We start from the raw sequence: 22,459 nt of genomic DNA on the forward strand, positions 1-22,459 counted from the left end.
CTTCCCCGACGCTCCGGAGGCCGGAGGTCCGGTGCCGGTGGCGCTGCCCGAGTCGGCCGCGAAGGCCCTCGGCGTGACGCCGGGGGACGTGATCACGCTCGCCGACCGGCGGAACGGGCCGTCGCTGCGCGTCCGGTTGACCGGCCTGTACCGGCCCGCCGATGCGTCCGCACTGTACTGGCGGCTCGACCCGCTCGAGGGACGCGGCGTGCGGACGCTGTCGTTCACCACCTACGGCCCGATGCTCGTGGACCCGAAGGCGTTCACGGCGGGCGCGGTCCCGGCCTCCGAGGTCCAGTGGACGGCGGGGGCCGACTTCTCGGCCGTGACCACCGCCCGCCTCGACCGCGTCGGCCAGGACGTCCGGCGCACGGTGGGGCAGTTGGACGACAGGGGCAGGAACGGCGAGACGACGGCGAGCAGCGAGCTGCCCGCCCTGGCGGCCGACCTGAACCGCAATCTGCTGGTGAGCCGTTCGACGCTGCTCATCAGCGCGTTGCAGCTGATCGTCCTCGCGGGCCTGGCGCTGATGCTCGTCGCCGGCCTGCTCGCCAGCGAACGCGCCGAGGAGACCGCCCAGCTGCGGGCCCGCGGCGGCTCCCGCTCCCGGGTCGCGGGCCTGGCGGCCGCCGAGGCACTGCTGCTGGCGCTGCCCGCCGCCGTGCTGGCGCCGCTGCTGGCCGGGCCGCTGGTACGGCTGCTCGCCGGGCACGGGGCCCTGGCGCGAGCGGACGTCCGCCTGGAGGTACCGACCGCCACGGCCTGGTGGGCGGGCGTGCTGGCCGCGCTCGCCTGCGCCGTCGCGGTGGCCTCACCGGCGCTGCGCCGCACCGGCACCTACGCAGTCGAACGGCAGGCACGGACCCGCAAGGGCGCGCTGCCGGGTGCCGTGCAGGCGGGCACCGACCTGGCGTTGCTGCTCGTGGCAGGCCTGGGCTACTGGCAGCTGTCCCGGCGCGACGGCGGGACGGGCGCGCTGTCCACCGACACCACGGGGAAGCTCGGACTCGATCCGGTGCTCATCGTGGCCCCCGCGATCTGCCTGCTGGCGGGAGCCGTGCTCGCGCTGCGTCTGCTGCCGCTGGCCGCCCGCCTCGGGGAGCGGCTGGCGGCCGGTTCCCGCGGCCTGCCGACCGCGCTGGCCGGATGGCAGCTGTCCCGGCGGAGCGGCCGCGGCGCCGGCCCGGCCTTGCTGCTGGTCCTCGCGGTGTCGATCAGCATGTTCGCGATCGGCGAGAACGCGAGCTGGGAGCGGTCCCAGCGCGACCAGGCCGACTTCATGACGGGCGCGGACGTCCGCGTCGCCGGTACCTCCACCCTGCCCTTCGGACAAGGCGGCGTCTACGACCACGTCCCCGGGATCGCCGCGGTGACCCCGGCGAACCGCAGCACGGTGCCGCTGCCCCGGGGCCGCGAGGCGACGGTGCTGGCGATGGACACCACCACGGCCTCCCGCGTGACCGGGCTGCGCGACGACCTCACCGACCGGCCGTTCCCGGACCTGCTGCGCTCCCTGCGTCCCACGGAGGACGCCGCCTCGCAGGACGCCGGGTTCACGCTGCCGGACGATGCGGCACGGCTCCGCCTGACCGTCCGCCTGCAGGCCCGGGACGCCCGCGGCCGCGCGAGGGCGAGCGAGATCGGCGACCGGCTGTCGGCGACCTTCACCGACCGCTACGGCGTCCTCTACGCCATCGCCCTGGGCGAGGTCCCCGCCGACGGCCGACCCCACGTCCTGGAGGCGGACTTCGCCACCGAGGCGGGCCGGGCGCCCGGTGCCGGCCCGGCCGGGCCGCTGCGCCTCACCGGGATCAAGGCCGGCTTCTCCGTGCCCCGGTCGTCCGAACACCACCGCCTGTCCGTCACAGCCCTGCAGGCGGTGGCCGCCGACGGCGCCACGCATGCCGTACCCGTACCGGCCCGCTCCGCCTGGCAGGCCCACGCCCTCATGGGCAACCGGGACTTCACCGAGGACCCCGATCGCGGCTTCGTCTCCACACGGGCCGGCAGTCCGCGCTCCGGCGGGGGCACACCGCTGACCGTCGAGTACGACACCGGTCAGATGCTCCTCGAGGGGTACGTGCCGAGCGGCTTCGACCAGGCGACCGTGATCGTGACCTCGGGACCGAAGGCCCCGGCCGCGCTGACAGGGGTCGCCACCGACTCCTTCCTGCGGGCGGTCGGCGCGAAGGTGGGCGACCCGGTGCGGATCCAGTTGGCCGGCGCGACGGTGCCGGTCCGCGTCACCGCCGCCGTCCGCGCCCTGCCCACCGCCGCATCCAAGGACAAGGACACCGACGGCGGGGCGCTACTGCTGGACCTGCGCTCCGTCAACACTCTGCTGAACGGGACCGACCAGGGCTCCCTGGCACCCGGCGAATGGTGGCTGGCGGCCGAGCCCGGCGCGACCGCCCGCGTCGCCTCGGCGCTGCGGGCCCGCGGCGACATCACCTCGCTCCTGGTCCGCGACGAGCAGCGGGCCGAGCTGCAACGCGATCCGCTCGGCGCCGGGCCGGTGTCCGCGCTGCCCGCCGCCGTGGTGACCGCCGCGGTGCTTGCCGCGGTCGGCTACGTCGTCGCGGCGGCCGGAGCGCTGCGCGAACGCTCCCAGGAGTTCGCGATGCTGCGGGCGCTGGGCACCCCGCGCCGCTGGCTCGCCCGGGTGATCGCCGCCGAACAGGGCCTGCTGGTCCTGGTCGCGGTGGGTGTGGGCGCCGTACTCGGCGGACTGCTGACCCGGCAGGTCGTCCCCCTGATCGTCCTGACGGCCCGCGCGCAGAGCCCGGTCCCCGAGGTCCGGGTGGAACTGCCGTCCGGCCCGCTGGCCGTGCTGCTGATCGCCGTCACGGTGCTGCCCCTGCTCGGCGTCATGCTCACCGCGTGGCGGTCCGCCGACCCGGCCCAGGCGCTGCGGCGCCAAGGAGGTGAATGACGTGGCCGAGCCCCGTTCCCGACGGAGCGGTGACGTCTCCTGGATCCGCGCCCGGCTGCGCGCCGCCCCCGGCGGGACGCTGGCCCTGGCCGCGCTGGTGTTCGTCACCGCGTTCCTGGCGGCCGCCCTGCCGCGGGCCGTCGAGGGCTACGAGGACACCGCGCTGCGTGACACCGTGTCACACGCCTCGATGCCGAACCGCAGCGTCACCATGTCGCTCCAGGTCTCCCAGCTGTCCGTCCCCTTCGGCCCCGAGGCGCTGCTCACCCCGCGGTCGCTGAAGGCGACGGAGGCGCAGTTCCAGCGTCTCGTGCGGCCTCCGCTGGCGCTGGACGCCGAACGGACCGTGTACGGCGTGCGTTCCATGGAAACGGTCGCCAACGACCCCGGACTGACCCGGTTCCCCGCGGTGGACCCGCTCCCCCCGAAGAGCACCTTGGTGGCCCAGCCCGACCTCGCGGCGAACACCCGGCTCCTCGAAGGACGTCTGCCCCGGCCCGCCGCCGACGCCCACAACGTCGAAGCGGTGATCACCGACCGCACCGCCGAGACCATGAAACTGCGCAACGGCTCGGCCTTCCACCTCCAGGACGCGGTCGGATCCGTCATGACCGTGCGGGTCACCGGGATCGTCACGCCCCGGACACCCGGCGCCGCCTGGTGGAACGCGGAGTCCGATCTGCGCAGGCCCAGCCTGCGCTCGCTGCCCAGCCCGGGCGACGATCCCGTACGCTACTGGCACTTCACCGCGCTCATCGACCAGAACACCACCAAGGCCCTGCTGAGTCTGCAGGACGGCGCGCTGGCCTACTGGCACCACCCCGCGGACGTCGACGCGCTCACCGCGCAGGACGTCCCCGCGCTGCGCGACCGGCTGTCCGCGCTGACGGCCGGCCCTGCCGCGGCGCAGTTGCAGACCCGGCAGCGCGGCCTGCGGGTCGAGGAGCAGGGACTCGCCGAACTCCTCGGGCCCTTCGTCGCCGAGCGCACCGCCGCGCAGCCGCTGGTCCTGGTCGCCGCCGTCGGCGTGGGTACCGTCGGCGCCGTCGTGCTGCTTATGGCGGCGGGCCTGTCGGCGGCCCGGCGCAGGGCCGAGTTCACCCTGCTGCGGGCCCGCGGGATCAGCCTGCCGGTGCTGACCGGCCGACTGCTGGCGGAGAGCGCCGTGGTGGCGGTGCCCTCCGCGGCGGCCGGCCTGGCCGTGGCGCTGCTCCTGCTGCCTGCGGAACGCGCCGCGCTCGCCGTGTGGTCGGCCACCGCCGTGGCCGTCCTGGCCACGGTGAGCCTGCCGCTGCGGGCGGCGGCGACGGCCCGCCGGCCGCGCCCCGAGCAGCGCGAGGACATCGTCGCGGCACGACCGTCGCGGCGCCGCACGGTGACCGAGCTGGCGGTCGTGGTCGTCGTCGCCGGTGCCGTGGTGGCGCTGCGGCAGCGCGGCACGGCCGACGGCGGCGCGGACGTGCTGACCGCCGCGGCGCCGGTGCTGCTCGCGATGGTCGCCGCGCTGGTGCTGCTGCGGCTGTACCCCTGGCCGGTCCGACTGCTGGCACGGCCCTTCGCACGGCTCAACGGAGCCGTGCTGCACCTGGGCCTGGCCCGCGCCGGACGCGCCACCTCCACCACGGCGCTGCCGCTGCTGGCCGTCCTGGTGGCACTCACGGTCACCTCCTTCGGCGGATCGGTGCTCGCCGGCGTCGAGTCGGGACGCGACCACGCCGCGGTGACCGCGGTCGGCGCGGACGCCCGCGTGCAGAGCTACGGCGCCCTGCCGCAGGGCCTGACCGCACAGATCCGCAAGGTCACGGGGGTGCGGGAGGTCACCGGCGTCCGGATCGAATCCGGGCAGAAACTGATCAACGACAGGGACCGGTTCGACCTGGTGGTCGTCGATCCGGCGCCGTATGCCCGGCTCGTGGCGGCCACCGGCCTGGGCGCCTCGTTCCCCGTCGGCAAGCTCGACTCGGGCGCGAAGGAGCCCATTCCCGCCATCGCCTCCCCGGCGGTCGCGCGGAAGTTCGGGAATGGCGTCGGCGACCCCGAGAGCGTCAGGTCCTCGGTCGGGCGGGTCATGGTGCGTGTCGTGGGCACGCAGGACGCCACACCGGCGGCCCCCAACCACGAGTTCCTGATCGTGTCGCGGGCCGCCCTGGCGAAGGTGGCACCCGGCACGAAGGAACCGGCGCACGGGCCCTCAACGCTCTATGCGATGGGCACCGGCATCGACGCGCAGGCGCTGCGCGCCCTGGTCACCAAGGCCGCGCCCAAGGCGCAGGTCACGCTGCGGACCGAGCAGCGCGCCTCGTACGGGACGACGTCGGCGTTGCAGTCGGGCGCACGGCACGTGTACCTGGCGGCGGTCGCGGCGGGCGCCGGCTACAGCGTGCTGGCGTTGCTGCTGTCGTTGCTGCACAACGCGCCGCAGCGCAAGGCGTTGCTGGCGCGGCTGCGGACGATGGGCATGACCGGGCGTCAGCGGCAGTGGCTGGCGGTGCTGGAGATGCTGCCGCACGTCCTGCTGGGCGCCCTGGGTGGTGTCCTGGTGAGCGTGGCCACCGTGCCGCTGGTACGTCCGGGCGTGGACCTGGTGGCGCTCGCCTTCACCGTCCGCACGCCCGCCACCGACCTGTCGGGCGCCGTGCTGCGCACGGACGCGGCGTCGCTGCTGGTGCCCGCGGCCGCACTCGTCGTGCTGGCGTGTGTGGTGCTGGCCGTGCAGGCCTGGCTGACAGGGCGACGGGGAGAAGGAACCGAACTCCGGATGGGGGAACGATCATGACTCAGAACACGTCCGGCACCGCCGAGCGCGGCAACGTCACGCTGGCGGACCTGGAACGGCGCGTCACCGAGAGCCGGGAGCAGCCCGCCTACGGGCACGACGCGTTGATCGTCTGCGACCGGCTGGTGCGGATCTTCACCGCCCAGGGCGTGGAGGTGCAGGCGCTGCAGGGACTGGACCTGCTGGTGCAGCAGGGCGAACTGATGGCCCTGGTCGGCGCCTCGGGCAGCGGCAAGTCCACCCTGCTGAACATCCTTGCCGGGCTGGACACCCCCACCGCCGGCGCCGCCTCGGTCGCCGGCTTCGACCTGCTCGCGCTCGACGCGGGCGCCCGCCTGCGCTACCAGCGCGAGGTCGTCGGCTTTGTGTGGCAGCAGACCTCACGCAACCTGCTGCCCTACCTGACCGCCCTGCAGAACGTCGTGCTGCCCATGCGGCTTTCCGGCCGGGTCAAGGGCCGCAAGGCCCGCGCCGACCGCGCCACCGAACTGCTCGAGATGATGGGCGTCGGCTACTGCGCCGACCGGCGGCCGCAGCAGATGTCCGGTGGTGAGCAGCAGCGCACCGCCATCGCCGTCGCCTTGGCCAACCACCCCTCCCTGGTGCTGGCCGACGAACCCACCGGCCAGCTGGACTCCGCCACCGGCGAGCAGGTCTTCGCAGCGTTCCGCACCGCCAACGAACAGCTCGGCACGACCATCGTCGTCGTCACCCACGACCAGGCCGTGGCCACCGCGGTCGACCGCACCGTCGCCATCCGCGACGGCCGCACCGCCTCCGAAGTCGTCCGCCGCACCAGCGTCGACGACGAAGGCCGCACCACCGTCCACGCCAGCGAATACGCCACCGTCGACCGCTCCGGCCGCCTCCAACTCCCCCGCGACTACACCCACGCCCTCGACATCCGCAACCGCGTCATGCTCGAACTCGAACCCGACCACATCGCCGTCCGCCCCGACCGCCCCGAAGAGGACTGACCGGCCGGGGCGCCTACGCGTCCGGCGCCGCGTAGACCCGCTGACCGCCCACGAAGGTCTGCAGCACCCGCGTCGCGGCGATCTCCGCGGGCGGCCCGGCGAAGGGGTCGCGGTCGAGGACGACGAGGTCGGCCAGCTTGCCCGGGGTGACCGTGCCGGTGTCGTCGAGGTGGTTCACGTACGCGCTCCCCGCGGTGTAGGCGGCGATGGCGGCGGCCAGGTCGACGCGCTGCTCCGGCAGGAAGACGGGCGTGCCGTCCGGGGCGTCCGGGGTGCGGCGGTTGACCGCGACGTGCAGGGCCTGGAACGGGTCGGGGCTGCTGACCGGCCAGTCGCTGCCGGCGGCGAGCGTCGCGCCGGAGCGGAGCAGATCGCCGAACGGGTACTGCCAGGCGGCCCGTTCGGGGCCGAGGAACGGCAGGGTGAGCTCGTCCATCTGGGGCTCGTGGGCGGCCCACAGCGCCTGGACGTTCGCTGTGGCGCCCAGAGCCCGGAAGCGGGCGACGTCGTCCGGATGGACGACCTGCAGATGGGCGAGGTGGTGCCGGGTGTCACGGAGGCCGTTGGCCGAACGGGCCGCCGCCACCGCGTCCAGCGCCTCACGGACGGCGCGGTCGCCGAGGGCGTGGAAGTGCACCTGGAAACCGAGCGCGTCCAGCTCGGTGACGTGCTTCGCCAGCGCCGCAGGGTCCACGAAGCTGATGCCGCTGTTGGCGGAGGCGCAACCGCAGGCGGTGAGGTAGGGGCCGAGCAGCGCCGCCGTCCCGTTCTCCGCGATGCCGTCCTGCATGATCTTGACGCTGGTGGCGCGGAAGCGGCCCCGGCTCACGGCGGCCCGCCGTTCGACGAGTTCGGGGATCTGCTCGGCGCCGCGGGCCCGGTCCCACCACAGGGCACCGACGACGCGCGCGGTGAGCAGCCCGTCGGCGATCAGGGCATGGTAGGCGGACACCGGGTCGGTCATGTTCGCGTAATCGCCGACGATGGCGTCCTGCCAGGCGGTGACGCCCAGGGAGTGCAGCACGCGCTGGGCACGCAGCAGCGCGGCGGTCCGCTCGCCCGGGGTGACCGGCGGCAGGAGCCGGCCGACGAGGTGGAGGGCGCCCTCCTGGAGCATCCCGGTGGGGTTGCCGTCGGCGTCGCGCTCGATGCGGCCGTCCGCGGGGTCGGGGGTGTCCCGGGTGATCCCGGCGAGTTCCAGGGCGCGGGAGTTGACCCAGGCCCCGTGGTGGTCCCGGTTGGGCAGGAAGACCGGACGGTCGGCGACGACGCCGTCCAGGAGCGCGGCGGTCGGGGTGCCGCCCGGGAAGGCGTCCAGCGACCAGCCACCGCCGGTGATCCACTCGGCGCCGGGATGCCCGTCCGCGTACGCGCGGACGAGCCGCAGGTACTCCCGCGCCTCGTGGGCCTCCGCGAGATGGCACTGGCCCAGCTCGATGCCGGCGCCGAGCGGGTGGACGTGGGCGTCCTGGAAACCGGGCAACAGCATCTTCCCGGCCAGGTCCACGACCTCGGTGCCGGGCCCGATCAGCTCCCGTACCTCGTCGTGGCCGACGGCGGCGATGCGGCCGTCGCGCACGGCCACCGAGGTGGCCCGGCCGAGGACGGGGTCGACGGTGTGCACCGGGCCGCCGGTGAGGACGAGGTCGGCGTGCGGGTGGGACATGGCGTGCGCTCCAGGGGCAGGGGTCGCGGGGCTTCGGGCTTCGGGCTTCGGGCAGTGCGTCAGACGCTCGTACGGTCCACCGGCAGGGTCAGGGCGTCCGCGTCCGTGCCGCGGCCGGTGGCGAAGTAGGGAGAGCGTCGCAGGTACTTGGCGCAGGCGGCCATCACCAGGCCTGCCAGGACGATCCCGCCGGGCAGCGCGAGCATGAACCAGCCGTTGCCGGGGCTGAGTTCGAAGTGGTCGCTCATCGTGGCGTACGAATGGCCGAGGTAGCAGCCGGCGCCCAGGAGCACCGCGCCGGACAGGCCGGGCACCACCACGGACAGCAGTGCCTCGCGGGGCCCGGCCCGCAGCGCGCCACGGAAACGGACGGCGCAGGCGACCGCGGTCAGTCCGTAGTAGAGGGCCACCAGCAGCCCTACGGAGTTGACGGCCGCCAGCAGCATGTCGTTGAGCCGCGGGATGGCCATCGCCAGCAGGGCGATGACGGCGGCGACGGCCATGACCAGGACGGTGCCCACGGCGGGCGTGCCGAAGCGCGGGTGGATCCGGGTCCAGACGGGCCCCATCGTGCGGTCCCGTCCCATGGCCAGCATGCCGCGGGCGGTGGGGATCACCGAGGACTGCACGGAGGCCACGGCCGAGAACATCAGCGCGAGCAGCGGCAGGCTCGCCCACGGCTCGTCGGCGAGCTTCGCACCGAGGTGGGGCAGCGCCTGCGGGCCGTTCTCGATCAGCTCCGCCAGGCTCATCTCACGCTGGAAGGCCACGGAGGCGAAGAGGAACATGCCGAGCATCGCGACCAGCGCGATCGTGCCGCCGCGCGCGGAGTCACCGACGTCACGGGTCTCCTCGTTGACGCTGAACGCCGCGTCCCAGCCCCAGAAGAAGAACACCGCGAGCACCAGGCCCTGGGCGAAGGCCGTGCCGTCGTGGACGGCGAACGGGTCGAACCAGGACGCCCGCACCGCGTGACCGCCGCGCAGGAACGCCAGGCCGCAGAAGACGAGGAGGACGGCGTACTCGAAGACCAGCAACCCGGCCTGCAGCCGGGTCGCGCCCCGCACCCCCGTGACGGCCAGGACGGTGACACCGGTGAGGACCACCAGGCCCAGCACGGTGCTCACCGCGGTCGACCCCGGGTCCAGGGCGAGCCCCGCGACCTCGGTGAGCCCCGCCTTGTTCGCGAACGCCAGGATCACCGAGCCGGTGATGGCGCTGGTGTACGCCATGAAGACCACGGAACCGGCGAGGGTCACCCAGCCGGTCAGGAAACCGGGCCACGGTCCCAGGGTCGCGCCGACCCACGTGTAGCCGTTGCCGCAGTTCGGCTCGGAGCGGTTGAGCCGGGCGTACGCGGTCGCGATGCCGAGCACGGGCAGGAACGCCAGCAGCAGCACGACCGGCGCCTGCAGGCCGACGGTCGCGGCGAGCGCGCCCATACCGACGCCGATGCTGGTGGTGGCCGCGGTGCTGGAGGCGGCGATGGCGACGCCGTCGACCACACCCAGCGAACGGCGCAGCTGGGCGGGCGATCTGGCGGGTCCGGGGGCGGAGGCGGGTCCGGTGGTCGGCATCTGGGGCTCCTCTGAAGGAGGACGGACGGGGAAGAGCCGCGCGGGGTTGTGATGAAACAGGCCATGTTCATCTACCGTCAATGGTGTTGACATAAGGCGTCCGGGCGCCTTCACTGTGCCCGACGCCGAGAGAAGGGCCCACCCATGACCGCCGCCACCGGCGACCGCGTCCCCCGGGAACGCAAGCGCCGCCGCCCCACCCGCTCGGGCGTCCTGCTGTCCGCCCCGCTCATCGTCGACACCGCCCTGCGCCTCATCGGCGAACACGGCCCCGAGGCACTGAGCGTCCGCCGCCTCGGCGCGGCCCTCGGCTGCGACCCCAGCGCGGTCTACCGCTACTTCCACAACACCGACGACCTGCTGCTCGCCGTCGCCGACCGCATCATCGGCGACGCCATGGACGGCTTCACCCCCGGCGACGACTGGCAGACCTCCCTGCGCGACATGGCCGTCCGGGTCCGCGACGGATACCTCGCGCACCCGCGCGCCGCCGCCATGGCCTCGTACCGGATCACCCGCCGCGAACACGAGTTCCGCGCCGTGGAGGCGGGCATCGGCATCCTGCTGCGGGCGGGCTTCGCACCGGACAGCGCCGTCCCCCTCTACCTGGCGTTCATCGACACCGTCCTCGGCCACGCCGCCCTCGACGCCGCCCACCTCGCGCTGCCGCACGCCCAGCGCGAGGCCGACCGGCGCGCCTGGACCCAGGAATACCGCTCCGCGACGGTCGATCCACAGGCCTTCCCCGCACTGTCCGCCGTCCGCGGCCACCTGCACCTGATGGCCGGCAGCTCCTTCGACACCGCCGTCGACCTCATGCTCACCGCCCTCGCCGCACGATTGCGCCCACAGCGTGATCGCTGACGTCCGGCCGCACCGCGGGGCACAGTGGCCGGTATGAAGCTGCTGACCCTGGGTGGAACCGAATTCGTGGGACGCGCCGTCGTCGAGGACGCGCTCGAGCGGGGCTGGGAGGTCACGGTGTTCCACCGCGGCCGGCACCAAGCGCCGCCCGGCGCCACCGTGCTGCTCGGGGAACGCGGCACCGAAGGCGGCCTCGCCGCCCTCGCACACGGCGAGTGGGACGCTGTCGTCGACACCTGGTCCGGAGCACCGGCCACCGTACGGGACACCGCCCGCCTCCTGGCCGGGCGCGCCCGGACGTACGCCTACGTCTCCAGCCGCTCCGTCTACACCTACCCCGCCCCCGCCGGACTCGACGAGGACGGACCCGTCGTGGACGCCTCCCCCGGCGACGGACCCGACGTCGACTACGCCCGCGCCAAGCGCGGCGGCGAACTCGCCGCGACCGAGTCCTTCGGCGACCACGCCCTGCTGGCCCGCGCCGGCCTCATCCTCGGCCCCTACGAGAACATCGGCCGCCTCCCCTGGTGGCTCACCCGCATCGCCCGCGGCGGCCCCGTCCTCGCCCCCGGCCCCCGCGACCTCCCCCTGCAGTACGTCGACGCCCGCGACCTCGCCGCATGGGTCCTGGACGCCGCGGAATCCGGCCTCGGCGGCGCCTACAACCTCGTCAGCCCGCCCGGGCACACCACCACCGGCGAACTCCTCGAAGCCTGCGCCGCGGTGACCGGCTCCGACGCCGAACTGCGCTGGACGGACCCGGAAACGGTCCTGGCCGCGGGCATCGAGCCCTGGACCGAACTGCCGGTCTGGCTCCCCCCGGGCGAGCTCTACGACACGCTCCACACCGCCGACGTCTCCCGCGCCCTCGCCACCGGACTGCGCTGCCGTCCCGTCACCGAGACCGTCGCCGACACCTGGGAGTGGCTGCGCTCGCTGGGCGGCACGGCACCCCAGCGCCCCGACCGGCCCACGGTGGGCCTCGCCCCGGAGAAGGAGGCCAAGGCACTGGGCGGTTGAGACCCACCGCCCGGCGCCGGCACCGGCACCCGCGTGGAGCCCTGCGTCACACCTGCCCCGCGCCAGGGCGGCGGCCCGGCGCGGACAACGCTGCGGTGAAGTCGCCCAGGGCCGCCAGGTCGTGGGCGCTGACGATGGCGTCGCAGTACGGCAGCGCCGCGGCCATGCCGCCCACGAGCGGACGGTAACGGGGGCTGGTGGTACGGGGGTTGACCCACACGACACGGAAGGCCACCCGGGCGAGCGCCGCCATGTGCCGGGCGAGGACGGCGGGGTCGCCGGTGTCCCAGCCGTCCGAGACGATCACCACGACGGCGCCGCGGGCCATGCCACGGCGTCCGTACCGTTCGTTGAACTCCCCGAGGCACGCGGCGATCCGCGTGCCCCCCGACCAGTCCGGCGCCGTACGCCCGGCGCGCGCCAGCGCGTCGGAGGGCAGGCCGGGCCGCCGCAGGACGGGGGTCAGCCGGGTGAGCCGGGTGGCGAACGTGAAGACCTCGGCCCGCGCGCCGCGCGACGCGCAGTAGAGCAACTGCAGCATCGCCCGGGCGTACGGCTCCATCGACCCCGAGATGTCGCAGAGGACGACCAGGCCGCGGCGGCGGGGCCGCGGCACGAAGCGGCGCAGCCGCAGCGGGTACCCGCCCGTGCGGCGCCCGGCGGCGAGGGTGCGGCGCAGGTCGATGCGGTCTCCGTGGTGGGCGGGTCGGCGCCTGCGGGACGGACGGAGCGGGGTGTTGAGCACGATCGCGCGCATCGCCCGTGCCAGGAGGGCGAGCTCGTCCTCGGTCAGCTCCGCGAAGTCCCGGGTGGCGAGGCGGTCGGCGGGGCTGGCGGTGGTCGGTGCCTCGACCTCGCCCGCCCGCCCCGGGGTGTCCTCCGCGGGCCGCCCGGCACCACGCCGCGGGGCGGCACGTCCGGCCCCGGCGGACGACCGCGGCGGGTCGCCCCGCTGCCCCCGCGCGACCGCGTGCCCGGGACCTTCACCGCCGAACACCTCCCGGAACACGGCGTCGAACGCCGGGATCTGCTCCGGGTCCGCCACCAGCGTGGCCAGCGCGCAGTGCCGCAACTGCGGCGTCGTCACCGGAGCCAGCACGGTCACCGCCCGCGCGCACCGTGCCGCCCTGTCCGGACCCACCGGTATCCCCGCCCGCCGCAGGGCCTCGCCGAGCGTGGCCACCACCTCCGCCAGCCCTGGTGCCGGAGCCGTCTCGACCCTCGCATTACTTGCGTCACTCCCGGCCTCATGCATCGCTGTCCACCAGGTGCGCGAGACCCTCGGCGCGGACCGCGGCGAGGTCCTCGGCGTACTTGAGGACCGCGCCGAGGGTGCGGTCGGCCGCGTCCGCGTCGAACGAGGTGAGGCCCAGCGCACGCAGCGCGCCCGCCCAGTTGACGGCCTCGGCGATGCCGGGCGGCTTGGTGAGCCGGTGGTCGGCGCGCAGCCGGTCCACCGCGCCGGCCACGCGGGACGCCAGCCACTCCCCCGCGTCCGGGACGCGGCGCCGGATGACGGCGGCGACGCGCTCCGTGTCCGGGTACTCGATCCAGTGGTAGAGGCAGCGCCGCTTCAGCGCGTCGTGCAGGTCACGGGTGCGGTTGGAGGTCAGGACGGCGACGGGCGGCACCGCGGCGGTGCGCGTGCCGAGTTCGGGGACGGTGACGGCGGCGTCGGCGAGCAGCTCCAGCAGGAAGGCCTCGAACTCGTCGTCGGCGCGGTCCACCTCGTCGATGAGCAGGACCGCCGGCCGGGGCCCCGGATGGGTGATGGCGGCGAGCAGGGGCCGCGGCATCAGGAAGTCCTCGGTGAACAGGTCGGCGTCGCGCAGGGGTTCGCCGCGGGACTCGGCGAGCCGGATCGCGAGCAGCTGGCGCGGGTAGTTCCACTCGTAGCGGCGGACAGCCCCTCGTAGCACTGGAGGCGGATCAGCGGGGTGTCCAGCACGGTGGCGAGGGCGCGGGCCGCCTCGGTCTTGCCGACGCCCGGTTCGCCCTCGAGCAGGATCGGCTGGCGCATGCGGACGGCGAGCAGCAGGGCCGTCGCGAGCGCGTCGTCGGCGAGGTAGTCGGCGGCGTCGAGCCGGGCGCGCAGGGCGGGGACGTCGGGGACGAGGGCGTCGGGGTCAGGAGGCATGCGCGTAGCGGGTGGGGTCGTCGGTGTAGGCGTGCCGGCAGCCGGGTCCGCAGAAGTAGACGGCGCCGCCGCCCTGCCCCGTCAGCGCGACGGTGCCGGGGGTGACGGCGACGCTCATGCCGCACACCGGGTCCACGGCCTCCGCGACGGGCCGCGGGGACGCCGCGGGCTCGCTCCCGCCGGGGCGGCCGCCAGGGCGGGCGGCGGGGCGCGGCCGCACCGCGATGACCTCGGCGTACACCGACACGGCGATCTCCGCCGGGGTCCGGGCCCCGATGTCCAGCCCCGCCGGGGTGTGGACGCGGGCCCGCTCCTGCGGCGTCAGCCCGAGCCCGGCGAGGACGGCGGTGCCGCGCCGGGGGCTGGCGACGAGCCCGACGTACGGGACTCCCGCGCGCACCGCCGCGGCCAGCGAGGCCTCCTCGTCACGGCCGTGCGAGGCGATCACGACGGCGTCCAGGTCGTCGGGCAGCGGGGTCCCGGGTGCCGCGGGCCTGGCGTCGTAGCCGAGGGCCCGGCCGACGTCGAGCAGGGCGCGGGCGATCGGCGCGTGGCCGAGCACGTGCACCAGCAGGGGAGGCAGATGGGCCTCCAGGAAGATGTCGAGGGTCCCCCCGGACTGGCACGGGTTGGCGACGGTGACCAGGCCCTCGCCGTCCGCCCCGCGCCCGGCCGCCCCCTCCGCGCCGCCGGGGGTGATCCGCAGCAGCACCGACTCCCCGGTCTCCAGCAGGCGCAGCCCCTGCAGTTGCACGGTCGACTCGGCGCAGACGCCGCCGACGAAGCCCTCCACGCTGCCGTCGGGCAGCACCAGCGCGCTGTCGCCGGGCTTGGCGCTGGTGGGGCGCTGCGCGCGGACGACCGTGGCGAGGACGAACGGGGTGCGGCCCTGCCGCAGTTGGTCCGCGCGGTCCAGCAGTTCCGTGCTCGTCATCGGGGGCCTCAGGTGATCGCCAGGTCGCTGCGGAACGGCCGTCCCCGTGCGGCCCGCCAGACCGCCGCCGGGGTCAGGGGCATGTCGATGTGGCGTACCCCCAGCGGTCGCAGGGCGTCGACGACGGCGTTGACGACGGCGGCGGGCGAGCCCACGGTGGCGGACTCGCCGACGCCCTTGGCGCCGATCGGGTGGTGCGGCGACGGGGTGACGGTCTCGCCGAGCTCCCAGGAGGGGCATTCGACGGAGGTGGGCAGCAGGTAGTCCATGAAGGACCCGCCGAGGCAGTTGCCGTCCTCGTCGAAGGCGATCACCTGCATGAGCGCCATGCCGAGCCGTGCACCTGCCCCTCGACGATCATGGGGTTGATGCGCGTCCCGCAGTCGTCCACCGCGATGAAGCGCCGCACCTTGACCTGCCCGGTGCCGGCGTCGACGTCCGCGACGCAGATGTAGGCGCCGAAGGGGAAGGTGAGGTTGGGCGGGTTGTAGACGCAGGTCGCGTCGAGGTGCCCCTCCACGCCCTCGGGCAGTTCGAGGCTGGAGTGCGCGGCGAGCGCGATCTCGGCCATCGTGCGGCCCTGGTCGGGGTCGCCCCTGACGGACCAGCGGCCCTTGGTCCACTCCAGGTCGTCCGGGCTCACCTCGAGCATCGCCGAGGCGACCAGCCGGGCCCGTTCGCGGACCTTGCGGGCCACCAGTGCGGCGGCCGCGCCGGACACGGGGGTGGAGCGCGAGCCGTAGGTGCCGAGCCCGAAGGGCGTCTGGTCGGTGTCGCCGTGCACCACGTCGACGTCCTCGGGCGGGATGCCCAGTTCCTCGGCGACGATCTGCGCGAACGTCGTCTCGTGGCCCTGCCCCTGGGTCTGCACGGAGATCCGCAGCACGGCCTTGCCGGTGGGGTGGACGCGCAGTTCCGCGCCGTCGGCCATGCCCAGGCCCATGATGTCCATGTGCCTGCGGGGGCCCGCGCCGACGGCCTCGGTGAAGAAGCTGACGCCGATGCCCATGAGTTCGCCGCGCCCGCGCTTGTCCGCCTGCTCGCGGCGCAGCTCGTCGTATTGCGCGAGGTCCATCGCGAGCCGCAGGGCCCGCGGGTAGTCACCGGAGTCGTACTCCCAGCCGGTCTTGTTCCGGTACGGGAACTGCTCGGGCCGCAGCAGGTTGCGCATCCGCAGTTCGGCGGGGTCGGTGCCGAGTTCGGCGGCGAGCACGTCGACCATGCGCTCCACGAGGTAGACGGCCTCGGTGACGCGGAAGGAGCAGGCGTAGGCGACGCCGCCCGGCGCCTTGTTGGTGTAGACGCCGGTGACCTCGCAGTGCGCCGCCTCGATGTCGTACGAGCCGGTGAAGACGCCGAAGAAGCCTGCGGGGAAGTGGGTGGGCTGGGCGGTGGCGTTGAAGGCGCCGTGGTCGGCGACGACCTTCACGCGCAGGCCCAGGATCCGCCCGTCCGCGGTCGCCGCCATCTCCCCGTGCATGTGGTAGTCGCGGGCGAAGGAGGTGCTCATCAGGTTCTCCGAGCGGTCCTCCATCCACTTGACCGGCTTTCCGGTGACGATGGAGCCGACGACCGCGCACACGTACCCGGGGTAGATGCCGACCTTGTTGCCGAAGCCGCCCCCGATGTCCGGGGAGATGATGCGGATCTTGTGCTCCGGGATGCCGGACACCATGGCGTACAGCGTGCGGTGCGCGTGCGGGGCCTGGGTGGTGGACCACACGGTGAGCTTGCCGGTGACGGCGTCCATGTCGGCGACGGTGCCGCAGGTCTCCAGCGGGGCGGGATGCACCCGGGGGTACAGCATGTCCTGCGTGACGACGAGGTCGGCGCGGGCGAACACCTCGTCGGTGCGCTCCTTGTCCCCCGCGGACCAGTCGAAGACGCGGTTGCCGGTCTGGCCCTCCTTGTCGTCGCGGATGAGCGGCGCGTCGGCGTCGAGCGCCCTGCGGGCGTCGACGACGGGCGGCAGCGGGTCGTACTCCACGTCGATCAGTTCGAGGGCGTCGCGGGCCGCGTAGCGGTCCTCGGCGACGACGAAGGCGACCTCCTGCCCCTGGAAGCGCACCTTGTCGGTGGCGAGCACCGCCTGGGTGTCGTACGAAAGGGTCGGCATCCAGGCAAGTCCCAGCCCGGCGAGGGTCTGTCCGGTGATCACGGCCTTGACCTTCGGGTGCGCCTCGGCGGCGGAGGTGTCGACGGACACGATCCGCGCGTGCGCCAGCGGGCTGCGCAGCACCGCGCCGTAGAGCATCCCGGGCAGCCGCACGTCGTCGACGTAGGTGCCGTGGCCGCGGACGAAGCGGGCGTCCTCCTTGCGGGTCATCCGCCCGAATCCGACCGGCCGTTCCCCGGTGGTGGTCATGTCCGCACCTCCTCACGGCCGGAGGCCTCCTGCGCCGTCCCTCCGGCGGGTCGCGCGGCGCGGCCCTGCTCGGCGGCCCACCGGATGGAGCGCACGATGTTCTCGTAGCCGGTGCAGCGGCACACCTGGCCGGAGATGGCCTCCCGGATGTCCTCCTCGGAGGGGTCGGGGTCGTGGTCGAGCAGCCAGCGGGCGGTCATCATCATGCCGGGGGTGCAGAAGCCGCACTGCAGTCCGTGGCAGGCGACGAACCCCTGCTGGACGGGGTCGAGTTCCGCCCCCTCGGCCAGGCCCTCGACGGTGCGGACCTCGTGGCCGTCGGCCATCACCGCCAGCACCGTGCAGGACTTGACGGGCGCGCCGTCCAGCCAGACGGCGCAGACCCCGCAGTTGGAGGTGTCGCAGCCCCAGTGGGTGCCGGTGAGGCCCAGCTCGTCGCGGAGGAAGTGCACGAGCAGCAGCCGGGGTTCGACGTCCCGGGTGTACCGCTCGCCGTTCACGGTGACCGTGATCTGCATGTCAGGCCTCCTGCCCGTGGGCACGGGCGGCCGCGGCGCGCAGCGCCCGCACGGTGAGCTCGGCGGCGAGGTGCCGCTTGTAGTCGACGGGGCCGCGCTGGTCGGCGGAGGGCCGGCACTCCTCCCCCGCGATCCGGCCCGCCTCGGCGAACTGCTCCTCGCCCGGCGGTCCCCCGCGCAGGTAACGCTCGGCCTCCTCGGCGACGAACCGGGGCGCGCCGACAGCGGTCAGCCCGATGCCCGCCTCGGTGACCACGCCCGCCGACAGTTCCAGGACCGCGGCCGCGGCGGCGACCGCCCAGTCACCGGCACGGCGCTCCACCTTGCGGTAGGCGCTGGCGTGCGAGCGGATCGGCACCCTGATCTCCAGCAGCAGCTCCGCCTCGCCGAGCACGGTCTCGTACGGGCCGAGGAAGAACTCCCGCACCGGCACGGCCCGCCGGCCGTCCGGCCCCTGGGCGACGAGGGTCGCGCGCAGCGCGCAGAACGCGGCGGACAGGTCCTCGGACGGATCGGCCTGGCACAGCGAGCCGCCGACCGTGCCGCGGTTGCGCACGAGCGGGTCGGCGATCATCCGCTCCGCGTCGCGGAGGACGGGGAAGTGCTCGCCGACCACGGCCGAGCCCAGCAGGTCGGCGTGGCGGACCATGGCGCCGACGGCCAGTTCACCGCCGTCCACCCGGATGCGGGTCAGCTCGTCGAGGCCGTTGATGTCGATCAGCGCCTCCGGCTGGGCGAGCCGCAGCTTCATCATCGGCAGCAGGCTGTGCCCGCCCGCCACCACGCGGGCCTCGGGCCCGTACCGGGTGAGCAGCTCGATGGCGTGGTCGACGCCGGTCGCCCGCGCGTACTGGAACGTGGCCGGAACCTGCATGGCGCCCTCCTGGATCCGGGCGTTCCCCCTGTGCGGTGATGCTGCGCCTCGCCAAGGCGCCGGTGCAACGGGCCGATAAGGCTTCACTTATCGGGCGGAAGGGGGGAAAATGGAAGGGTGACCGTGACGCAGCTCAGCACCTTCGTGCTGGTGGCCCGGCTCGGTTCTGTCACCGCCGCGGCGCGGACGCTGAACGTGAGCGAGTCCGCCGTGTCGCAGTCGCTCAGCGCGCTGCGCGCGCACTTCGGCGACCCCTTGATCCGGCGCGCGCCGGGCGGCGGGATGCGGCTCACCCCGGCGGGCGCGCGGCTGCTCCCGGTCGCCTCGCGCATGGTCGCGCTGAGCGCGGACGCGGAGGCCGCGGTGCGGGCGGCGCAGGGAGGGCCCGACGAGCTGCGTGTGGTGGCCGCGGGCACGCTCGCGGAATTCGTGCTGCCCTCACTGACGGAGGCCTTCGCCGAACGGACGGGCCGCCGCATCGACACGTCCTTCGGCGTCGCCACGACAAGTGAGATGCGGGCGCTGGTGGAGCACCGCCTGGCCGACGTGGCGCTCGGCCCGGACCTGGGTGCGGTGCGCGGCGGGGGGCTGATCGGCGAGCCCGTCTTCCGCGCCCTGCTGGTCGCGGTGACCGGACCCCGGGCACCCCGGCCTGCGGGACCGCCGTCGCGCTGGACGTGGCTGGTCGACGCCTCCGGCACCGACCCCGGCGCCGACACGGGACGTTTGCTGCGCAGGCTGCGGGTGCCGGAACCCCGCGTCCGGGTCTTCCCGCACCAGACCGCGGCCTGGGACGCCGCCGCGGAGGGCGCGGGCGTGGCGCCCGCGGTGGCGCACCTGGTCACCCCCCGTCTGCGGCGCGACGAGCTGCGCCTCCTCGACACCCCGGCCACCCCGGCGGACGCCACCTGGTACGCCACCGTCCTGCCCCCCGGCCTCCGCTCCCCCGCGACCGACGTCTTCCTGCACTTCCTCCACACCGCCGCCGCCACCCGCGTCATGGGCGCCCCCGGCGCCGGCATCACTCCCTCCCGCTTCCGCCCGCCGTCCACGTCACGCTCTGGCCCACCGCCTGACCCCGCCCCGGCATGCGGCGCGGACTCCCCGGCCCGGCCCTCCAGGGCGTCAAGGACGCCCTGGAGGAGCACCTCACGGGCGACACCCGCTTCACCTTCCTCGGCAAGGCGGCGCACCCGGCCTTCCCGCGGGCCTCCTGACGGCGCGCACACCGACGAGAGCGCCGGACGGCCGCCCGGGTCGCGGGGCCGGTGACCCATGGGAGGTGCCTTTCGGTGGCGGTACGCTCCTGCCATGTCCCGATCAGCCGATGCCGGCCTCTCACGGTCACCCGTCACCGCGGATGACCTCGACCTCGCCGTGCAGCTCGCGGTGGCAGTCCTCCGAGAGGCGCCCCCGGCTGCTTGGGAGGGCAAGGCCGGTTCGCTGGAATGGGACTGCTGGGAAACCGTCGAGCATCTCAGCGACGACCTCTTCGCCTACGCGGCACAACTGGGCCCCAAGACACCGCCTTTGGACGGCGAAGTGCCCTTCGTATGGGAGAGCCGGCGGCCCGGCGGCCCGGCGAACGCCATTCACGCGAACCGCGCGGCGGGGCCCGCCGGTCTGCTGCAGGTCCTGGAAGCGAGCGGGGCGCTGCTGGTCGCCATGGTGCGCACGACGCCACCGCAGACCCGCGCTCACCACGCCTTCGGCGTCTCGGACCCCGAGGGATTCGCCGCGATGGGGATCGTGGAGACGCTTGTGCACACGCATGACCTGGCACAGGGGCTCGATCTCGTATGGAGCCCGCCTGCCGATCTGTGCTCCCGGGTGCTCGCCCGGTTGTTTCCGCACGCGCCGTCGTCCACGGATTCCTGGTCCACCCTTTTGTGGGCCACCGGGCGCGCCGACCTGCCCGGACACCCTCGTCCCACGTCGTGGCGCTGGGACGGCACGCCCCGGGCGTAGGCCGTGCCCGAGGGCACGACCGCGCTCGGCCCCGGCGACGCGTTCGCCGCCGTCGGCCCAGGCCGCGGCACCCGGAACCGGGGCGCGCCCGCACGAACGGCAGCGGTCAGTGCGGGGCCGGGGTGACCAGGACTTCCTTCAGACGGGTGAGTTCCGCCGCCGTCAGGCCGCGGTCGCGCAGCCAGGAGCCCGCACCGCCGTGGCCGGTGTGGAGGACGTCCAGGAAGCGGTGCATGACGCGCGGTTCCGAGGCCATGAAGGCGTGCTCCACGGCGGGCAGGTCGCGGTAGGACGGGAAGCGGGCCAGGCGGGCGCGGATGCGGACGACGCGCTGTGCGGTGAGCGCGTAGTCGGCGGCGATGGCGGGGGCGGGCACGCCCACCGCGTCGAGCAGGAGGGCCGCGAGGACACCGGTGCGGTCCTTGCCGACGGCGCAGTGGAAGACGACGGCGTGCTGGTCGGTGTCGGCGACGACGCGCGCCGCGGCAACCAGCGACTCGCCGCTGCCGTCGAGCAGTCCGAGGTAGAAGCCGGTCGCGTCGCCGTCGTCCGCGGTCGTCGCCGGGACGGTGTCGGTGACCAGCGCCCGTACCCGGCTGACCGGCAGGTTCATCCGGCGCACCGCGGCGTCCGCCAGCAGGCCGTGCCCCTCGCGGGCCGCCTCGTCCGGGCCGCGCAGGTCGAGGACGGTACGCAGCCCGTACCGGCCGAGCAGCAGTTCGACGTCGTCCGCCGTGGCCTCCTGGAGGGTGCTGGCCCGGAACACCACACCGCGCCGGGTCGTGCCCCCGCCCCGCACCGGCAGACCGCCGAGGTCGCGGATGTTGTCCACCTCCGCCAGCTCGAGCCAGCGCGGCGTCTCACCGGTCGATCCGTCCCGCGTCGTCTCCAAGGCACCCTCCTCGTGAAGCCCCTGGCCATCGTGCCGTGCGCGGCCGCCCCGGTCCACCGGCGACCGCCGCCACGGGGATATCGTCGGCTGATCCCGGGGACCCCCCGCCGACCACCGACCGGAGGTGCCCGCCATGGCCCAGCCCGACCCGCCCGTGGAGCCGTTGGTGCGGACGGAGCGGCACGGCCGCGTCCTGGTGATCCGGATGTGCCGTGCGCACAAGCGCAACGCCGTGGACCGGCACCTGGCCGAGGCGCTCGACGCGGCGTTCAACACCCTGGAGGACGACCCGGAGCTGTGGGCCGGGGTGCTCACCGGCTCCGGCGGGGTCTTCAGCGCGGGCAGCGATCTCAACGCCATCGGCGACTACGTCACCGAGCGCGGCGGCGAGTACGGGCTGATCCGCCGTCACCGGCGCAAACCGCTGGTCGCCGCCGTCGAGGGCGCCGCCCTGGGCGGCGGGATGGAACTGGTCCTCGCCTGCGACCTGGTGGTGGCCGCGGCGACCGCCCGTTTCGGACTGCCGGAGGTCCGGCTCGGCCTGGTGCCCACGTGTGCGGGGCTGTTCCGCGGCCCGCGCGCGCTGCCCGTCAACCTGGCCAGGGAGATGGTGCTGACCGGCGACCCCGTCGACGCCGCTCGGGCGCACGCCGCCGGGCTGGTCAACCGGGTCACGGGTGAGGGCGGGGCGCTCGCGGGCGCGCTCGAACTCGCCGCGCGCGTCTGCGAGAACGCCCCGGTCGCGGTCCAGGCGAGCCTGGTGGCGATGGACGCGTGGCTCTCCGGCTCCGACGGACTCGGCTGGCGGGCCACGGAGGAGGCCACCCGCACCGTGATGGCCTCCGAGGACCGGCACGAGGGCGTCGCCGCGTTCCTGGACCGGCGCCCGCCCCGCTGGACCGGCCGCTGACGCCCCGGTAACCGGCGGATACACGCACGCGGGTGACTCCGGCGTGCGC

18 protein-coding genes are annotated in these 22,459 nt (G+C 74.7%); 8 read left to right on the plus strand and 10 right to left on the minus strand.

The features are described 5' to 3' along the window. The 3 genes from ACFV3E_RS13645 to ACFV3E_RS13655 all read left to right on the plus strand — a co-directional run. Positions 1-2,932, plus strand: a 2,932-nt coding sequence (locus ACFV3E_RS13645; RefSeq protein WP_500534863.1) for an FtsX-like permease family protein, incomplete at its 5' end; no start/stop codon positions are given. Position 2,933: 1 nt separating this feature from the next. Beyond that, entirely contained in the window at positions 2,934-5,708 is a 2,775-nt protein-coding gene (locus ACFV3E_RS13650) for a hypothetical protein (protein ID WP_500534864.1), read from the plus strand. Continuing rightward, the gene (locus ACFV3E_RS13655; RefSeq protein ID WP_500534865.1) at positions 5,705-6,685 is read left to right on the plus strand and encodes an ATP-binding cassette domain-containing protein; all 981 of its coding nucleotides are present in this window, start codon (positions 5,705-5,707) and stop codon (positions 6,683-6,685) included. The genes ACFV3E_RS13650 and ACFV3E_RS13655 overlap by 4 nt, the downstream gene beginning before the upstream one ends. 13 nt (positions 6,686-6,698) lie before the next feature. On the opposite strand, the gene ACFV3E_RS13660 is transcribed toward ACFV3E_RS13655, so the two are convergent. Together ACFV3E_RS13660 and ACFV3E_RS13665 are read right to left on the minus strand one after the other, a co-directional pair. Further along, positions 6,699-8,351, minus strand: a complete 1,653-nt coding sequence (locus tag ACFV3E_RS13660) for an amidohydrolase (RefSeq protein WP_500534866.1) — start codon at positions 8,349-8,351, stop codon at positions 6,699-6,701. Between the two features lie 59 nt (positions 8,352-8,410). Continuing rightward, positions 8,411-9,928, minus strand: a complete 1,518-nt coding sequence (locus ACFV3E_RS13665) for an APC family permease (RefSeq protein ID WP_500534867.1) — start codon at positions 9,926-9,928, stop codon at positions 8,411-8,413. A 144-nt stretch (positions 9,929-10,072) separates the two neighbouring features. Between ACFV3E_RS13665 and ACFV3E_RS13670 the strand changes: the two genes are divergently transcribed. Then, entirely contained in the window at positions 10,073-10,792 is a 720-nt protein-coding gene (locus tag ACFV3E_RS13670) for a TetR/AcrR family transcriptional regulator (RefSeq protein ID WP_500534868.1), read from the plus strand. Positions 10,793-10,825: 33 nt separating this feature from the next. Further along, positions 10,826-11,812, plus strand: a complete 987-nt coding sequence (locus tag ACFV3E_RS13675) for an NAD-dependent epimerase/dehydratase family protein (protein ID WP_500534869.1) — start codon at positions 10,826-10,828, stop codon at positions 11,810-11,812. Between the two features lie 46 nt (positions 11,813-11,858). Here ACFV3E_RS13675 and ACFV3E_RS13680 read toward each other — a convergent pair whose 3' ends face one another. From ACFV3E_RS13680 to ACFV3E_RS13710, 7 genes are all read right to left on the minus strand, one after another. Then, a complete protein-coding gene (locus ACFV3E_RS13680) occupies positions 11,859-13,067 on the minus strand; it encodes a vWA domain-containing protein (RefSeq protein ID WP_500534870.1) in 1,209 nt (402 codons plus the stop codon). Between the two features lie 540 nt (positions 13,068-13,607). After that, positions 13,608-13,949 carry an AAA family ATPase gene (locus ACFV3E_RS13685; RefSeq protein ID WP_500534871.1) on the minus strand — a complete coding sequence of 114 codons (342 nt, stop codon included), beginning with the start codon at positions 13,947-13,949 and terminating at the stop codon, positions 13,608-13,610. Continuing rightward, positions 13,939-14,883 carry an XdhC family protein gene (locus ACFV3E_RS13690; RefSeq protein WP_500534872.1) on the minus strand — a complete coding sequence of 315 codons (945 nt, stop codon included), beginning with the start codon at positions 14,881-14,883 and terminating at the stop codon, positions 13,939-13,941. The genes ACFV3E_RS13685 and ACFV3E_RS13690 overlap by 11 nt, the downstream gene beginning before the upstream one ends. An 8-nt stretch (positions 14,884-14,891) precedes the next feature. Then, entirely contained in the window at positions 14,892-15,212 is a 321-nt protein-coding gene (locus ACFV3E_RS13695; RefSeq protein ID WP_500534873.1) for a hypothetical protein, read from the minus strand. Then, positions 15,194-17,248 carry an aerobic carbon-monoxide dehydrogenase large subunit gene (locus ACFV3E_RS13700; protein WP_500534874.1) on the minus strand — a complete coding sequence of 685 codons (2,055 nt, stop codon included), beginning with the start codon at positions 17,246-17,248 and terminating at the stop codon, positions 15,194-15,196. The genes ACFV3E_RS13695 and ACFV3E_RS13700 overlap by 19 nt, the downstream gene beginning before the upstream one ends. Beyond that, positions 17,245-17,766: a (2Fe-2S)-binding protein gene (locus tag ACFV3E_RS13705; protein ID WP_500534875.1), complete on the minus strand. Its 522-nt coding sequence runs from the start codon at positions 17,764-17,766 to the stop codon at positions 17,245-17,247. Before ACFV3E_RS13705 ends, ACFV3E_RS13700 begins: the two co-directional genes overlap by 4 nt. Before the next feature lies 1 nt (position 17,767). Then, positions 17,768-18,640 carry an FAD binding domain-containing protein gene (locus ACFV3E_RS13710; RefSeq protein ID WP_500534876.1) on the minus strand — a complete coding sequence of 291 codons (873 nt, stop codon included), beginning with the start codon at positions 18,638-18,640 and terminating at the stop codon, positions 17,768-17,770. Between the two features lie 117 nt (positions 18,641-18,757). On the opposite strand from ACFV3E_RS13710, the gene ACFV3E_RS13715 reads away from it, so the two are divergent. After that, entirely contained in the window at positions 18,758-19,912 is a 1,155-nt protein-coding gene (locus tag ACFV3E_RS13715; RefSeq protein ID WP_500534877.1) for a LysR family transcriptional regulator, read from the plus strand. A gap of 39 nt (positions 19,913-19,951) precedes the next feature. Next, entirely contained in the window at positions 19,952-20,608 is a 657-nt protein-coding gene (locus tag ACFV3E_RS13720; RefSeq protein WP_500364047.1) for a hypothetical protein, read from the plus strand. A gap of 106 nt (positions 20,609-20,714) precedes the next feature. Here ACFV3E_RS13720 and ACFV3E_RS13725 read toward each other — a convergent pair whose 3' ends face one another. After that, complete coding sequence (locus ACFV3E_RS13725) at positions 20,715-21,500, minus strand: tyrosine-protein phosphatase (RefSeq protein ID WP_500534878.1); 786 nt, start codon at positions 21,498-21,500, stop codon at positions 20,715-20,717. Between the two features lie 133 nt (positions 21,501-21,633). On the opposite strand from ACFV3E_RS13725, the gene ACFV3E_RS13730 reads away from it, so the two are divergent. Then, entirely contained in the window at positions 21,634-22,410 is a 777-nt protein-coding gene (locus ACFV3E_RS13730) for an enoyl-CoA hydratase-related protein (RefSeq protein ID WP_500534879.1), read from the plus strand. Positions 22,411-22,459: the final 49 nt, after the last annotated feature.

Origin of the sequence: Streptomyces sp. NPDC059718, assembly GCF_042733315.1 — a bacterium.
Lineage (GTDB): Bacteria > Actinomycetota > Actinomycetes > Streptomycetales > Streptomycetaceae > Actinacidiphila.

Bases quoted from the DNA above. Each gene is read 5' to 3' on its own strand.
- ACFV3E_RS13655 (WP_500534865.1), top strand. From the start codon at position 5,705: ATGACTCAGAACACGTCCGGCACCGCCGAGCGCGGCAACGTCACGCTG.
- ACFV3E_RS13660 (WP_500534866.1), bottom strand. From the start codon at position 8,351: ATGTCCCACCCGCACGCCGACCTCGTCCTCACCGGCGGCCCGGTGCAC.
- ACFV3E_RS13665 (WP_500534867.1), bottom strand. From the start codon at position 9,928: ATGCCGACCACCGGACCCGCCTCCGCCCCCGGACCCGCCAGATCGCCC.
- ACFV3E_RS13670 (WP_500534868.1), top strand. From the start codon at position 10,073: ATGACCGCCGCCACCGGCGACCGCGTCCCCCGGGAACGCAAGCGCCGC.
- ACFV3E_RS13675 (WP_500534869.1), top strand. From the start codon at position 10,826: ATGAAGCTGCTGACCCTGGGTGGAACCGAATTCGTGGGACGCGCCGTC.
- ACFV3E_RS13680 (WP_500534870.1), bottom strand. From the start codon at position 13,067: ATGCATGAGGCCGGGAGTGACGCAAGTAATGCGAGGGTCGAGACGGCT.
- ACFV3E_RS13685 (WP_500534871.1), bottom strand. From the start codon at position 13,949: ATGCCTCCTGACCCCGACGCCCTCGTCCCCGACGTCCCCGCCCTGCGC.
- ACFV3E_RS13690 (WP_500534872.1), bottom strand. From the start codon at position 14,883: ATGACGAGCACGGAACTGCTGGACCGCGCGGACCAACTGCGGCAGGGC.
- ACFV3E_RS13695 (WP_500534873.1), bottom strand. From the start codon at position 15,212: ATGGCGCTCATGCAGGTGATCGCCTTCGACGAGGACGGCAACTGCCTC.
- ACFV3E_RS13700 (WP_500534874.1), bottom strand. From the start codon at position 17,248: ATGACCACCACCGGGGAACGGCCGGTCGGATTCGGGCGGATGACCCGC.
- ACFV3E_RS13705 (WP_500534875.1), bottom strand. From the start codon at position 17,766: ATGCAGATCACGGTCACCGTGAACGGCGAGCGGTACACCCGGGACGTC.
- ACFV3E_RS13710 (WP_500534876.1), bottom strand. From the start codon at position 18,640: ATGCAGGTTCCGGCCACGTTCCAGTACGCGCGGGCGACCGGCGTCGAC.
- ACFV3E_RS13720 (WP_500364047.1), top strand. From the start codon at position 19,952: ATGTCCCGATCAGCCGATGCCGGCCTCTCACGGTCACCCGTCACCGCG.
- ACFV3E_RS13730 (WP_500534879.1), top strand. From the start codon at position 21,634: ATGGCCCAGCCCGACCCGCCCGTGGAGCCGTTGGTGCGGACGGAGCGG.